Source organism: Streptomyces sp. NPDC100445 (assembly GCF_044759735.1).
Lineage (GTDB): Bacteria > Actinomycetota > Actinomycetes > Streptomycetales > Streptomycetaceae > Streptomyces.
Window position 1 is genome coordinate 201716 of the sequence record NZ_JBIVZV010000014.1, and the last position, 13684, is coordinate 215399.

Genomic DNA, 13684 nt, shown 5'->3' on the forward strand with positions numbered 1-13684 from the left:
GGGCCGCCGTCCCCGGGCGCGCGACGGGCCGCCGGGACCGTCCGCCGACGGCGCGTCGACAACCTGTCGGGTATTGCGGCCGTCCACGGAACAGGACGCCGATACCCCTTCCGCACCGCGGACACCTACCCTCGGCCGCATGACCCCTCAGCCCCGCCCCGACGCCGGCGCCGCAGTGAAGGCCGCGGACCGCGCGCACGTCTTCCACTCCTGGTCCGCGCAGGACCTCATCGACCCGCTCGCCGTCGCCGGCGCCGAGGGGTCGTACTTCTGGGACTACGACGGCACGCGGTACCTGGACTTCACCAGCGGGCTCGTCTTCACCAACATCGGCTACCAGCATCCCGAGGTCGTCGCGGCGATCCAGGAGCAGGCCGGGAGGATGACGACCTTCGCGCCCGCGTTCGCCGTCGAGGCCCGTTCGGAGGCGGCCCGGCTGATCGCCGGTCGCACCCCCGGCGACCTGGACAAGATCTTCTTCACCAACGGCGGCGCGGACGCCGTCGAGCACGCGGTGCGCATGGCCCGGCTGCACACGGGCCGCCCGAAGGTGCTCTCCGCCTACCGCTCGTACCACGGCGGCACCCAGCAGGCCGTCAACCTCACCGGCGACCCGCGCCGCTGGGCCTCCGACAGCGGCAGCGCCGGCGTCGTCCGCTTCTGGGCCCCGTTCCTCTATCGCTCCCGCTTCTACGCGGAGACCGAGGAGCAGGAGTGCGCGCGGGCGCTGGAGCACTTGGAGACGACGATCCGCTTCGAGGGGCCGGCCACCATCGCCGCGATCGTCCTGGAGAGCGTCCCCGGCACCGCCGGGATCATGGTGCCGCCCCCCGGCTACCTGGCCGGGGTCCGCGAGCTGTGCGACACGTACGGGATCGTCTTCGTCCTGGACGAGGTGATGTCCGGGTTCGGGCGGACCGGCGAGTGGTTCGCCGCCGACCTGGCCGGTGTCGTGCCCGACCTGATGACCTTCGCCAAGGGCGTGAACTCCGGTTACGTCCCGCTCGGCGGTGTGGCCATCTCGCCGCGGATCGCCGAGACCTTCGCCCGGCGCCCCTACCCCGGCGGCCTCACCTACTCCGGGCACCCGCTGGCCTGCGCCGCCGCCGTCGCCACCATCGGCGTGATGGAGCGGGAGGGCGTCGTCGAGAACGCCCGGAACCTCGGCCGGACGGTCCTCGGCCCCGCCCTCGCCGCGCTGGCGGAGCGGCACCCGAGCGTCGGCGAGGTGCGCGGCGTGGGCATGTTCTGGGCGCTGGAGCTGGTGCGCAGCAGGGAGACCCGCGAGCCGCTGGTGCCGTACAACGCGGCCGGCGAGGAGAACGCGCCGATGGCCGCGTTCGCGGCCGCCGCCAAGCGGAACGGCCTGTGGCCATTCGTGAACATGAACCGCACGCACATCGTGCCGCCGTGCACCGTCACCGAGGCGGAGCTGAAGGAGGGGCTGGCCGCGCTCGACGCCGCGCTGACCGTGGCCGACACCTACACGGTGTGACGCCGGGCTCCCCCGGAGCCCGCGCCGAGGCTGCCGCCGGGCCGGTCCGAACGCGTAAGGTGACGTGCTCGTGAGTGACACGTGCGCGCGCTCGTCGCGCACACGTGCGAGTACGTCACCCGGACCTGTGAGGAGAGGCACGGACCATGCCCGGTAGCGGCGCCGTGACGCGCAGCACCCTGCGCCAGCAGATCGCGGACGCGCTCCGCGACGAGGTGCTGGCGGGGCGGCTGCGCCCGGGCCGGGCGTTCACCGTCAAGGAGATAGCCGACCAGTACGGCGTCTCCGCCACCCCCGTCCGCGAGGCGCTGGTCGACCTGTCGGCGCAGGGCATCCTGGAGGCCGACCAGCACCGCGGTTTCCGCGTGCCCGAGTACTCCCTCACCGACCACCGGAACATGATCGAGGCCCGCAGCCTGGTCACCGACGGCATGTTCCAGGTCCTCGTCGCGGACCACCCCGCCTTCCGCACCCCGCCGGACGACCCGCGCACGGCCGCCGCCCTGGCCACCGTGCGCCGCCGCGGCGAGGAGGCACAGCGGGCCGCGGCCGCCGGGGACCTCACCGTCCTCGTCGGCTACGACCTGCGGTTCTGGCGCGAGCTGAGCGCCCTGTTCGGCAACCCCTACCTCGGCGACTTCCTGCACCGCCTGCGGGTGCGGTCCTGGGTCTGCGCCGTGCAGCACCTGCTGCGCCTGCCCGACCTGCGCGGCCGGCTCTGGGCGGGGCACACCGAGCTGGTCGACGCGCTGGCCCGCCGCGAGGCCCGGGCGGCGCGCGCGATCGTGGCCGCCTCCAACACCCACGCGCTGGCACTGCTGGAACACCTGGCCGACGGGTAGGGGACGGGTACGACCCGCGGGGACCGCCCCGTGACCGGACGCACTACCCTGCCCTGACCACCTGCTGTCGTGCGTGACCTTCGCCCCTGCCGATGCGAGGAGCCTCTTTTGGCCTGTGACCTGTGGCTGGTACCGCTCGTGGACGTGTTGTGCCACACCCCGGACAACCCCTTCGCCGAGGAACTCGCCCAGTACAACAAGGCGTTGGCCGACGCCGGCCTGCCGCCGGTGCCGGTGTACCAGTACATGCCGGGGCTCTCCGGCGACGTCGCCCCGGTCGCCGGGTTCGACTACGACGCACTGCACTTCCTGCGCCGCGCCCACCTCCTCCAGGTCTGCGGCCTGCCGGTGACGCCGGTGGACGAACTCGGCGGGGACTACGAGCAGTTGCTGGAGATGTTCGAGACGACCGCGCAGCAGTCGCACCTGGTCTGGCACTACGACCACGCGGGCGCGTACGTCCCCGTGGACTTCCCGCACCCGCTGTCCAACGACGAACTCCTCGCCGGCGGCGGCCCCCTGGGCAGCTCGCAGACCCTGCTGCGCGAACTCCAGCACGTCGCCCCGGTCATCGGCATCGACCCGGCGAACCCCCCGGCGCCGCCCACCCCGCCGGCCGGTCCGACGGAGCTGGAGGAACCGGCCGTCCCCGCCCCCTACGACCCCAGTCCCTTCGCCCGCGAACGCCACGTCTGGCTGGGCCTGCACGCGGCGGCGACCCGCTCGCTGGCCCAGGGCTCGATGATCGTGTTCAGCTGAGGCGTGTCACCCACGGCTACGGCCGCAGGCCGGGCACCCGGCCGATGAGGTGGATCACCGGGGGCCACAGCACCCCGCTCGCCAACAGCAGCGAGGGACCCAGGTGCACCGGGCACACCCGCAGGGGCGGCCTGTCGTGGCGGACGATCTCGAAGACGGCCGGGTCGGAGCAGTCCGTGCCGCCGGCCCGGTCCCCCTCACCGCCGTACGGGCCCCGGCATCGTGCGTTCCGGTGGACGCCCATACCTCGATTGTGCACCGTGCGCGGACACGGCGGCGCCCGCCGGCCGCCCCGGGAGGGACGGGCCGGCGGGCGCTGCCGCGGAACGGACCGGCTGGACGGACCGGTGGGACGGACTAGAGGAACGAGTTGATCTCGATCGTCTCGTCGCGACCCGGGCCCACGCCGATCGCGGAGATCGGGGCGCCGGACATCTCCTCCAGCGCCTTGACGTAGTTCTGCGCGTTCTTCGGCAGGTCGGAGAAGGACTTCGCCCCGGTGATGTCCTCCGACCAGCCCGGCAGCGACTCGTAGACCGGCTTCGCGTGGTGGAAGTCGGTCTGCGAGTACGGGAGTTCCTCGACGCGCCTGCCGTCGATCTCGTACGCCACGCAGACCGGGATCTGCTCCCAGCCGGTCAGCACGTCCAGCTTGGTGAGGAAGAAGTCGGTCAGGCCGTTCACGCGGGTCGCGTAGCGGGCGATGACCGCGTCGAACCAGCCGCAGCGGCGGTCGCGGCCGGTGGTGACGCCCCGCTCGCCGCCGATGCGGCGCAGCGCCTCGCCGTCCTCGTCGAACAGCTCCGTCGGGAACGGGCCGGCGCCGACACGGGTCGTGTAGGCCTTGAGGATGCCGATCACGCGGCTGATCTTCGTCGGGCCCACGCCGGCGCCGGTGCAGGCGCCGCCCGCGGTCGGGTTGGAGGAGGTGACGAAGGGGTACGTACCGTGGTCGATGTCGAGGAGCGTGCCCTGGCCGCCCTCGAACAGGACGACCTTGTCGTCCTCCAGCGCCTGGTTCAGCACCAGCACGGTGTCGGCGACGTACGGCGCGAGCTTCTCCGCGTACGTCAGCAGCTCCTCGACGACCTGGTCGACGGCGATGGCGCGCCGGTTGTAGAGCTTGGTGAGGATCTGGTTCTTGACGTCGAGGGCCGCCTCCACCTTCTGGGTGAGGATCGACTCGTCGTACAGGTCCTGGACCCGGATGCCCACGCGGTTGATCTTGTCCGCGTAGGTCGGGCCGATGCCGCGACCGGTGGTACCGATCTTGCGCTTGCCGAGGAAGCGTTCCGTCACCTTGTCGACCGTCACGTTGTACGGCGTGATGACATGCGCGTTACCGCTGATCAGGAGCTTGGACGTGTCAACGCCACGCTCGTTCAGACCGCTCAGCTCGGAGAGCAGGACCGACGGGTCGACGACGACACCGTTACCGATGACCGGCGTACAGCCGGGCGACAGGATTCCGGAAGGAAGGAGGTGCAGTGCGTACTTCTGGTCGCCGACGACCACCGTGTGGCCGGCGTTGTTGCCACCCTGGTATCGCACCACATAGTCGACGGAGCCACCGAGCAGGTCCGTCGCCTTTCCCTTGCCTTCGTCACCCCACTGAGCACCGAGCAGCACAAGTGCGGGCACGCGCGTACACCCCTTCCGGGCGGGGCATGTCCAAGGTCGGGGGCTTGGGCGTAAGGTTCACCGCCGCGTGCCACAGCGACCGCCGTTGGTCGCACAACCGTCGGACCGGATGCCCCGGAATAGACGAAGCCCCTGGCGCAATAGCGCAAGGGGCTCTTGCACAAAGATGCTACCCGAGGAAGCGAGGCAGGACCGAGGTGGCGACTTTCGCGACGTCCGATCAGCTGCTGGTGATCATCGATCCGGCGGCACGGCAGACGGACGGGGAGTCCGTGCGGATCGCGAAAGACGTGCTCAGCGCGGGTGCGGCGGCCAAGGTGTGTCTGCCGGAGGGGCCGGAGGAATTCGCCCGCGCACTCGGCCGAAGGGGGTCGCGGCGGCCGGTGGTGATCGGCGACGGCCGGGCCCTGGCGCGCACCGTCGCCCTGCTGCACCGGCGACGGGAGCTGGCCGGATGCGCCCTGTCGGTGGTGCCGGTCGGGGACGGCGCGCTCGCCGAGTCGCTCGGGGTGCCGCGGGGCACGGTGGCGGCGGCGCGGGCCGTGCTGGACGGCGCGGAACGGCGGCTGGACCTGCTGGTGGACGACAGCGACGGGGTGGTGCTGGGCGCGCTGGGCATCCCGCCGGCGCCGGTGCGGGCCGGCGCCGCCCCGCCGGTGCACGTGCTGCTGGGCCGGCCCTGGTACCGCTCCCTGGTGCGCCCGCTGGCCTCGCGTCCGCTCCGGCTCCCCGCCGTACCCGCCCCGGGGCCCACGCGGCTGCGGGTGGAGGTCGACGGCGAGACGCTCGTGGACCTGGACCAGCCGGTGGAGACCGTCTCGGTGACGCCGGGCTGCCGCGGAGTGGCCCAGGTGGAGGTCCGCCCGCTGTCGGTGGGCGCGGCGGCGACCCCGCTGCTGACCTCCGGCCGCACGGTGACGGTCACCGGCGCGGACTTCCGCTACCGGGCGGACACGGCCGTGTCGGGGCCGGTACGGCGGCGGACCTGGCGGGTGGAGGAGGGGGCGTGGGGGCTGGTCCTGCCCCGCCGCGCCCCCGCCGGCGAGGCAGCCGCGGTGGCGGACGCCTGACCCGGCGCCCGTCCGTCGGCCGGGCTCAGCCGACCTCCACGTCCAGGCCCCGCAGCCCCCGGATCACGAAGCCCGGCGTGCGCTCCGGCGGTGCCGTCAGGGTCAGCGTGGGGGCCCGCCGCAGCAGCGCCGACAGGGACGCGGTCAGTTCCATGCGGGCCAGCGGGGCGCCGATGCAGTAGTGGATGCCGGCGCCGAAGGAGACGTGCGGGTTGTCCCGGCGGGTGAGGTCGAGGCGGCCGGGGTCGGCGAAGACGGCCGGGTCGTGGTTGGCGGAGCCGAAGAGCAGGGCGACCTCCGCGCCACGGGGGATCGTGGTGCCGCCGATCTCGATGTCGTCCAGCACCCAGCGTTCGAAGAGCTGGAGCGGGGTGTCGTGGCGCAGCAGCTCCTCGACCGCCGTCGGGATCAGCAGGTGGTCGGCGCGCAGGGCCGCCAGCTGCGCCGGCGCGCGGAACAGGGCCCACCAGCTGTTCACGGTGGCGTTGACGGTGGCCTCGTGGCCGGCGTTGAGGAGCAGCACCACCGTGGAGATCATCTCCTGCTCGGTGAGGCGGTCGTCCTCGTCGTGCGCCGCGATCAGCCCGGAGACCAGGTCCTCCCCCGGCCGCTCGCGACGGGCCGCGATCAGGTCGCGCAGGTAGCCGGAGAACTCCACCGACGCCCGTACCGCCCGGGCGGCCGTCTCGGGCGTCGGATTCAGCTCGTACATCCCGCAGATCGCCGCGGACCAGGGGCGCAGCCGATCGCGGTCCGCCTCCGGGACGCCGAGCATCTCGGCGATCACCGCGACCGGCAGCGGTTCCGCCACGTCCGTCAGCAGGTCGCCGCCGCCCCGGCGGACGAGGCCGGCGACCAGGTCGTCCGCCAGCCGGCGCACGTACGGCTCCAGCCGCTCCACCGTGCGCGGGGTGAACGCCTTCGACACCAGGCGCCTGATCCGGGTGTGGTCCGGCGGCTCCAGGTCGAGCATCCCGTGGTCGTTGAGGGTGTGGAACGGCTCGTGCTCCGGTGGCGGCGCGCTCCGGCCGAACTCCTCGTGCGAGAAGCGGTGCCGGTAGGTGCGGCCGAGGCGGCGGTCGCGCAGCAGCGCCGAGACGTCCGCGTGGTGCGGGACCAGCCACTGGTCGGTCGGCTCGTAGCGGATCACCCGGCCGCGGGCCCGCAGCTCCGCGTAGGCCGGGTAGGGGTCCGCGACGAACGCCGGGTCCCAGGGGTCGAACGCGAGGTCGGTGGGGCCTGCCATGCGGGGACGCTAGCGCGCGGCGCGGCATCCGGCCAGAGGCGCGCCCCGGCCGGGCGCGGGGCGGTCAGCCGGGGGTCACCAGCCGTGCCTCGTACGCGAACACCGCCGCCTGGGTGCGGTCCCGGAGGCCGAGTTTCACCAGCACGCGGCTGACGTGCGTCTTGATCGTCGACTCCGCCACGACCAGCCGGGCGGCGATCTCCGCGTTGGACAGCCCCTGGGCGATCAGGACCAGCACCTCCGTCTCGCGTTCCGTCAGCTCCCCGTACGCCGCCCGCGCCGACGGCATCAGGCGCGGTGTCTCGGACAGCCGGGAGAACTCGGTGATCAGCCGCCGGGTGACCGAGGGGGCGAGCAGGGCCTCGCCGGCCGCCACCACCCGGACACCGTCGGCCAGCTGCCGGGCGGAGGCGTCCTTCAGCAGGAAGCCGGAGGCCCCCGCCCGCAGCGCCTGGTACACGTACTCGTCGAGGTCGAACGTGGTCAGCACCAGCACCTTCGCCGCCGCGTCGGCGGCCACGATCTCCCGGGTCGCCTCGATGCCGTTCAGCTCCGGCATGCGGATGTCCATCAGCACCACGTCCGGGGCGAGCCGCCGCACCTCGCCGACCGCCTCCCGGCCGTTGACCGCCTCGCCGACGACCTCGATGTCCGGCATCGCGTTCAGCAGGACCGAGAAGCCCTCGCGCACCATCATCTGGTCGTCGGCGACCAGCACCCGGATGGTCATGCGTCACCCTCGATCGCGGCCGCCGGCACCGGCAGGAACACCGTGACCTCGTAGCCCCCGTCGGCCGTCGGGCCCGCCGTCATCTCGCCGTTCAGCATGGAGACGCGTTCGCGCATGCCCGTGATGCCGTGCCCGGCGCCGGGCGAGGGCTCCACGAGGTGCGGGGCCGGCGGCGGGTCGTTGACGACGCGCAGGCCCAGGCCGCCGAGGACGTAGGCGATCTCGACCCGCGCGTCCGCGCCGGGCGCGTGCCGCAGCGTGTTGCTCAGCGCCTCCTGCACGATCCGGTACGCCGACAGCTCCACACCCTGCGGCAGCTCCCGCACCGCCCCGGTCACCGTCCGCGTCACGTCCGGGCCGGCCTCCCGCACGTTGGCGAGCAGTCCGTCCAGGTCGGCGAGGGTGGGCTGCGGGGCGTCCGGCGCCGCGTAGTCCTCCGCGCGCACGACGCCCAGCACGCGGCGCAGTTCGGTGAGGGCCGCCACCGCGTTCTCCCGGATGGTGACGAAGGCCTTCTCCAGCTCCGGTGGCGGGTTCTCCACCCGGTACGGCGCGGCCTCCGCCTGGATGGCCACCACCGACATGTGGTGGGCGACCACGTCGTGCAGCTCGCGTGCGATGGTCGTGCGCTCCTCCAGCAGCGTGCGCCGCGAACGCTCCACCGCGGTGACCGTCTGCTGCGCGGTCACCTCCCGCTGGGCCTCCCGGCGGATCTGCCGGACGGCGACGGCCAGCAGGGCCAGCGCGGAGACGACCGGCATCGGGCCCACGCCGTTGCCGTCGTGCTCCCAGCCGAACACCGCGTCGGCCCACACGCCGTACAGGGTGGTCAGTGCCCACATCCAGGCCGCCGTGCGGGGGCGGGTGCGGGCCGCCACGACCACGAGCACCAGCAGGTGGGACACGAAGCTGCCCGGCAGCCACGGCCAGCTGCCCCAGCTGGCGCCGAGCAGGGAGGTGGCGCTGGTCGCCGCGAGCGACACCCAGAACGCGCCGACCGGGCGTACCAGCGTCAGCAGGACCGGGCCCAGGGCCAGCAGCCCACCGAAGATGGACGGGCCGCCCGACCCGGTGTGGAACAGCCCGAGGACCATGGCCACCAGCCCGCCGGCCGTCACCAGCGCGTGCGGCGCCCAGGCCGCGTGGGCGCGCGCCCGGCCCGGCAGGTGCCGGATCAGCGGGCCGTCCACGCCGGCGGGGGGCAGTGGCCGGTAGGCGAAGGCGTGGTGGAACAGGTCCTGCCTCAGCCCGCGCAGCGCTTCCGCGGCGGCCCGGAACTCCGGGCTGCGGGGCCTGCCGGCCACGGGCGGCCTCGTGGTCTGCGTGTGCGTCGTCTCTGTCACCCGGGAAACGGTAGGCGCGACCGGCGGCTCGGTCGTCACCAGCGAGGCGGGCCTTCGTCGTCCGCCGGAAGTACTACGGGGGCGAAGTCAGTGGGCGGAGGGGCGGACCAGGCCGGACTCGTAGGCGAAGACCGCCGCCTGGGTGCGGTCCCGCAGCCCCAGTTTCACCAGGATGCGGCCCACGTGCGTCTTCACGGTCTGTTCGGCCACCACCAGCCGCCCGGCGATCTCCGCGTTCGACAGGCCCTGGGCGATGAGCGACAGCACCTCCGTCTCCCGGTCGGTCAGGGCGCCGACGCGCTGCCGGAGCGGGGGCCGGGGGGCGCCGTCCAGCCGGGAGAACTCGGCTATCAGCCGGCGGGTGATCCCGGGCGCCAGCAGCGCGTCGCCGGCCGCCACCACCCGGACCGCCTGGGCGAGCTGGTCGGCGGAGGCGTCCTTGAGGAGGAAGCCGGAGGCGCCCGCGCGCAGGGCCTCGTACACGTACTCGTCCAGGTCGAAGGTGGTCAGCATCAGCACCCTGATGTCCGGGTGGTCCGCGGTGATGCGGCGGGTCGCCTCGATGCCGCCGAGTACGGGCATGCGGATGTCCATCAGGACGACGTCCGGGGTCAGTTCGGCGACCCCGTCGATCGCCTCCCGGCCGTCCACCGCCTGCCCGACGACCTCGATGTCCGGCTGGGTGTCGAGCAGCACGGTGAAGCCCTGCCGGACCATCTGCTGGTCGTCGGCGATGAGCACCCGGATGGTGCCGCCGGTGCGGTCGGTGCCACTGGTGCCGTTGGTGCCAGTGGTGCCGTTGGTGCCAGTGGTGCCGTTGGTGCCGCTCGTCATGCGGATGGTTCTCCTGACGGGGTGGGGACGGTCGGGGTGGCCGGGGCCGTGGACGGTGTGCCGTCGCGGGGGAGGAAGGCCGACACGGCGAAGCCGCCGGCCGGGGTGCCGGCCGCCGTGACGGTACCGCCGAGCATCGCCGCCCGCTCGCGCATGCCGAGCAGCCCGTGCCCGGCTCCCGCGGAGGGCGGGACGGGGTGCCGGGGGCGGGAGTTGGTCACGGCCAGCCGCACCCCGCCCCTGAGGTGGGCGACCTCCACCCGCACCCGGGAGCCCGGGGCGTGCCGTAGGGCGTTGCTCAGCGCCTCCTGCACGATCCGGTACGCCGACAGCTCCACCCCAGGGGCGTAGGGGCGGGCCCTGCCCGTGACCTCGCTGGTCACGTCCAGGCCCGCGGCGCGGGTGTTCTCGATCAGCGCGTCGAGCCGGTCCAGCGTGGGCTGCGGGGCGTCGGGGGCCGTACCGGCGCCGGGGTTCCCCAGCCCGTACGGGTCCTCGGGGTTCTCCGAGCGCAGGACGCCGAGCACCCGGCGCAGCTCGGTGAGCGCCTCCAGCGCGTTCTGCCGGATGCCCGCCAGGTTCTCGACCAGCTCCGGCGGCGGCCGCTCCACGAGGTGCGGTGCCACCTGGGCCTGGATGGAGATGACCGACATGTGGTGCGCGACCACGTCGTGCAGCTCGCGCGCGATGCGGTTGCGCTCCTCCAGCAGGGTGCGGCGGCCCCGTTCCTCGGCGGTGAGGGTGGTCTGCTCGACGAGCTGGGCGCGGGCCTCGCGGCGGCCGCGCAGGGCGCTGCCGAGCACCACGACGACCGTGGACAGCACCACGGCGATGATCCCGGTGGGCTGATAGCGGCCCCCGCCCCACACCCCCTCCAGCAGGTAGGTGAGCAGCGCGGTCAGGGCCAGCGCCTCGACCGCCGCCCGGGTGCGCACCCGCAGGGCGAGCAGCAGCAGGACGAGCAGGTGCGCGATGACGCCCGCCGCGGTCCAGGGCCAGGTGAACGCCGGCCCGGGCACGGAGCCCAGCCGCCCGTGGACCGCGACGGCGCCCAGCAAGGTCCCGGCCATCGACAGCCACCAGGCCGCGACGGGCCGCCACAGCGCGAGGACGACCGCACCGCCCGCGGCGAGGGCGATCAGCAGGGCGGGCCAGGGGGCCAGGTGCCCGTTGTCCCCGAGCTGCGCCGCGTCACCGAGCGTGATCCCGAACGCGGCCAGGCACAGCAGGCCGTGCGGCAGCCAGCGCGTCCACACCGACACGGGCAGCGGATCGGGCCGGACGGTCAGCAGGTCGTCGCGCAGCACCCGCAGCCGGCGCCCGGCCCAGCCGGTGAGCACCACGAGCACCCGGCGGCCCCCCGTTCCCGTCACGCGCCCCACCTTAGACACGGCGGGCCACCCGCGTGACCTCACGGCCGGTGTCCGGGTCGGCCCCCGCCGCCCGCGGGGGACGCCGGCGCGCCCCAGCCCGGGCGGGAGCGCCGGGTGCCTTCCTCCAGGGCGCGGAACGCGGCCAGGCACACGCCCAGGGCCAGTACGAGGACCGGCAGCCAGAACAGCCGGCCGGCCAACCAGGCCGGGCCGTCGGGCAGCGTGTGCAGGCCGGGCAGGCGGCCGGCCGGCAGGGTGGCGGCCGTCGTCACCATCAGCGCCGTCTGGTGCCACAGGAAGACCGTCATCGCGGACAGGTTGACCAGTGCCACCGCCGCCCACGCCAGTGGCCGGCGCATCGCCGAGCGCAGCCGGTCGCGCAGCAGCAGTGCCAGGCCGCACTGGGCGGCACCGAAGGTGACGGCCGCCAGCGTCGGCGGGTCGAGGTTGGAGACCGCGGCGCCCGGCACCCCCACCATGGAGGCGGGATAGCCCGCCCACAGGACGAGCCCCGCCGTGGCCGCCGTACCGCCCAGCAGCAGGCAGCGGGCGGCGCGGCGGGACTCCAGCTCGCCGCGGGCCCAGGCCGCGCCCAGGGTGTACGGCACGAGCCAGCCCGCCGGCAGGTTCAACCAGCCCAGCCAGGCCGGGCCGAGGTGCAGGCCGAAGCGGAGGAGGTCCACGTGCAGGACGACGGCCAGTGGCCACAGCGGGTGCAGACGGGCGACCAGCGGGGTGGCCGCCGTCAGGGCGGCGAACACCAGCAGGAACCACAGCGGGGACAGCGCCAGTCGCACCAGCGTGCGGACGGTGTCCACGGAGGTGCCGGTCAGCAGCAGGACCGTCGCCGCCACCGCCCACAGGCCGAGCAGGGCCGCGGCCGGCCGGAGGAGCCGGACCAGACGGCCGCGCAGCCACGCGCCGTACGACACGCCGCGGGCGCGGGCCGAGGCGTGGCCGTCCGCCGCCGACCGGCCACCGACCAGGAAGAACACGGCGAGCGTCTGCAACACCCAGGAGACCGGGGCCAGTGCCGGCAGGTACCGCAGCGGGCTCGCCGTGCGCAGCGTGCCGTCCTCGGCGACCAGGGCGGTGACCAGCCAGTGGCCGAGGACGACGCCGAGGATCGCGTAGGCCCGCAGGGCGTCGACCGCCCGGTCGCGGGTGGCGGGGGTGGCCGCGTCCACGCGCCGGGCACCCGAGCGGACGGCGTGCGCGACGCGGCGCGGGACGGGGGCGCCGGGGACCGGTTCAGCCACGGGACACCTCCGCCGTCCTGCCGAGGGTGATCCGGGCCAGGTTGGCGAGGGCGGCCGAGCCCGGGCGGAAGTAGCCGCTGTGCCCGGCGCCGGCGGCGTCGAACACCCGGGCGCCGAACGCCGGGGAGACCGGGTCGGTGCCCAGGCCGACGGTGGTGAACAGCAGGTCGGCGCGGACGTGCGGGACGTGCGCCACCCAGTCGTCGCTGCCGCGTGCCGCCCAGACACGGGCGGGGGTGCGCAAGGCCGCGGCCGTGTCGGCGCCGGTGCCGGGGCTGCCGACGAGGGCGATGTCGTCGACGTCCAGACCGGCGGCGGCGCGGGCGCAGACCACCGTGCCGTAGGAGTGGCAGAGGAGGGAGAGGTGGGCCCGGGCGGGGGTGAGGGCGCGCAACTGCCGTACGAGCGCGCGCAGGCGGGGCGCCGCCCGGTCGGCGCGGTCCGTGGTCGCCACCGCGGGGCTGACCGTCTCCGGCGTCCGGTAGCCGAGCCAGGCGACGACGGCGACCCGGGTGCCGGTGGGGGCACGGCGCGCGAGGTCCGCGTACAGGGCGGCCGCCGCCCGGTGGAAGCGGGCGTAGGTGTCCAGGGAGGTGTCCGAGCCGGGCACCAGGACCGCGACCCGGTCGGCGCGGGCCAGGTCGCCGAGCACCTCCGTGGCGAGGCCCGGGCCCCGGCCGTCGAAGGAGAGGAGCCGGCGGGAGCGGGCGGCCAGGACCCGGTCGGCGCCGGCGCGGTGCGCGTCCCCGTGGGCGGCGGCCATCCGGGCCGCCCGGGCGGCGTCGGCCCGGTTCGCCTCGTACGCGGACGGGAGGGCGGCCGGGGTGAGGCGGCCGAGGACGGCGGGGGCCGGCGCGGGGATGTCCGGCCGGGCCGCCCCGGCGAGGGGGACGACGATCGCGGCGGTGAGCAGTGGGGGCAGCAGCAGACGCCGCCAGGTGCGGCGCGGCCGCGGGGCCGGCGCGGGCGCCGGGGGCCGCGGGACGTCGGTACGGGGTCGCCCCATGGGTGGCTTCCTTTCGGGGCCCGGCCATCGGGCTCGTCCGACAAGGAAGTTAGGAGCCGGGGGGCGTCGTCGGCGTCCCGCCGCGG

13 protein-coding genes are annotated in these 13684 nt (G+C 74.7%); 4 read left to right on the top strand and 9 right to left on the bottom strand.

Features of this window, described 5'->3' with window-relative positions:
- Window positions 1-139: 139 nt before the first annotated feature.
- The 3 genes from ACIQVT_RS29735 (at window position 140) to ACIQVT_RS29745 (ending at window position 3096) form a co-directional block, all read left to right on the top strand.
- Window positions 140-1495 (top strand): aspartate aminotransferase family protein, encoded by a 1356-nt coding sequence (locus ACIQVT_RS29735; protein ID WP_403760793.1) that lies wholly within the window; start codon window positions 140-142, stop codon window positions 1493-1495.
- A gap of 146 nt (window positions 1496-1641) precedes the next feature.
- Window positions 1642-2337: a GntR family transcriptional regulator gene (locus tag ACIQVT_RS29740; RefSeq protein ID WP_403760796.1), complete on the top strand. Its 696-nt coding sequence runs from the start codon at window positions 1642-1644 to the stop codon at window positions 2335-2337.
- Window positions 2338-2445: 108 nt separating this feature from the next.
- Window positions 2446-3096, top strand: coding sequence for a hypothetical protein (locus tag ACIQVT_RS29745; protein ID WP_403760799.1), 651 nt, complete (start codon window positions 2446-2448; stop codon window positions 3094-3096).
- Window positions 3097-3112: 16 nt separating this feature from the next.
- On the opposite strand, the gene ACIQVT_RS29750 is transcribed toward ACIQVT_RS29745, so the two are convergent.
- The gene (locus ACIQVT_RS29750; RefSeq protein WP_403760802.1) at window positions 3113-3340 is read right to left on the bottom strand and encodes a hypothetical protein; all 228 of its coding nucleotides are present in this window, start codon (window positions 3338-3340) and stop codon (window positions 3113-3115) included.
- 113 nt (window positions 3341-3453) lie between these two features.
- A complete protein-coding gene (locus ACIQVT_RS29755) occupies window positions 3454-4737 on the bottom strand; it encodes an adenylosuccinate synthase (protein ID WP_403760805.1) in 1284 nt (427 codons plus the stop codon).
- A gap of 197 nt (window positions 4738-4934) precedes the next feature.
- Between ACIQVT_RS29755 and ACIQVT_RS29760 the strand changes: the two genes are divergently transcribed.
- Window positions 4935-5807 carry a diacylglycerol kinase gene (locus tag ACIQVT_RS29760; RefSeq protein ID WP_403760808.1) on the top strand — a complete coding sequence of 291 codons (873 nt, stop codon included), beginning with the start codon at window positions 4935-4937 and terminating at the stop codon, window positions 5805-5807.
- A gap of 25 nt (window positions 5808-5832) precedes the next feature.
- Here ACIQVT_RS29760 and ACIQVT_RS29765 read toward each other — a convergent pair whose 3' ends face one another.
- The 7 genes from ACIQVT_RS29765 to ACIQVT_RS29795 form a co-directional block, all read right to left on the bottom strand.
- On the bottom strand, window positions 5833-7053 hold the full coding sequence (locus tag ACIQVT_RS29765; RefSeq protein ID WP_403760811.1) for a cytochrome P450: 1221 nt from the start codon (window positions 7051-7053) through the stop codon (window positions 5833-5835).
- A 64-nt stretch (window positions 7054-7117) separates the two neighbouring features.
- Window positions 7118-7783: a response regulator gene (locus tag ACIQVT_RS29770; protein WP_403760814.1), complete on the bottom strand. Its 666-nt coding sequence runs from the start codon at window positions 7781-7783 to the stop codon at window positions 7118-7120.
- The gene (locus ACIQVT_RS29775; protein ID WP_403760817.1) at window positions 7780-9126 is read right to left on the bottom strand and encodes a sensor histidine kinase; all 1347 of its coding nucleotides are present in this window, start codon (window positions 9124-9126) and stop codon (window positions 7780-7782) included. Before ACIQVT_RS29775 ends, ACIQVT_RS29770 begins: the two co-directional genes overlap by 4 nt.
- An 87-nt stretch (window positions 9127-9213) precedes the next feature.
- Window positions 9214-9960 carry a response regulator gene (locus ACIQVT_RS29780; RefSeq protein ID WP_403760821.1) on the bottom strand — a complete coding sequence of 249 codons (747 nt, stop codon included), beginning with the start codon at window positions 9958-9960 and terminating at the stop codon, window positions 9214-9216.
- A complete protein-coding gene (locus ACIQVT_RS29785) occupies window positions 9957-11333 on the bottom strand; it encodes a sensor histidine kinase (RefSeq protein ID WP_403760824.1) in 1377 nt (458 codons plus the stop codon). Before ACIQVT_RS29785 ends, ACIQVT_RS29780 begins: the two co-directional genes overlap by 4 nt.
- A gap of 38 nt (window positions 11334-11371) precedes the next feature.
- Window positions 11372-12592, bottom strand: a complete 1221-nt coding sequence (locus ACIQVT_RS29790) for an acyltransferase (RefSeq protein ID WP_403760827.1) — start codon at window positions 12590-12592, stop codon at window positions 11372-11374.
- On the bottom strand, window positions 12585-13598 hold the full coding sequence (locus ACIQVT_RS29795; protein WP_403760830.1) for an alpha/beta hydrolase: 1014 nt from the start codon (window positions 13596-13598) through the stop codon (window positions 12585-12587). The genes ACIQVT_RS29790 and ACIQVT_RS29795 overlap by 8 nt, the downstream gene beginning before the upstream one ends.
- Window positions 13599-13684 lie beyond the last annotated feature (86 nt).

Excerpts from the sequence above, each read along its gene's own strand:
- ACIQVT_RS29735 (WP_403760793.1), top strand. The coding sequence starts at position 140 with ATGACCCCTCAGCCCCGCCCCGACGCCGGCGCCGCAGTGAAGGCCGCG.
- ACIQVT_RS29740 (WP_403760796.1), top strand. The coding sequence starts at position 1,642 with ATGCCCGGTAGCGGCGCCGTGACGCGCAGCACCCTGCGCCAGCAGATC.
- ACIQVT_RS29750 (WP_403760802.1), bottom strand. The coding sequence starts at position 3,340 with ATGGGCGTCCACCGGAACGCACGATGCCGGGGCCCGTACGGCGGTGAG.
- ACIQVT_RS29765 (WP_403760811.1), bottom strand. The coding sequence starts at position 7,053 with ATGGCAGGCCCCACCGACCTCGCGTTCGACCCCTGGGACCCGGCGTTC.
- ACIQVT_RS29770 (WP_403760814.1), bottom strand. The coding sequence starts at position 7,783 with ATGACCATCCGGGTGCTGGTCGCCGACGACCAGATGATGGTGCGCGAG.
- ACIQVT_RS29780 (WP_403760821.1), bottom strand. The coding sequence starts at position 9,960 with ATGACGAGCGGCACCAACGGCACCACTGGCACCAACGGCACCACTGGC.
- ACIQVT_RS29795 (WP_403760830.1), bottom strand. The coding sequence starts at position 13,598 with ATGGGGCGACCCCGTACCGACGTCCCGCGGCCCCCGGCGCCCGCGCCG.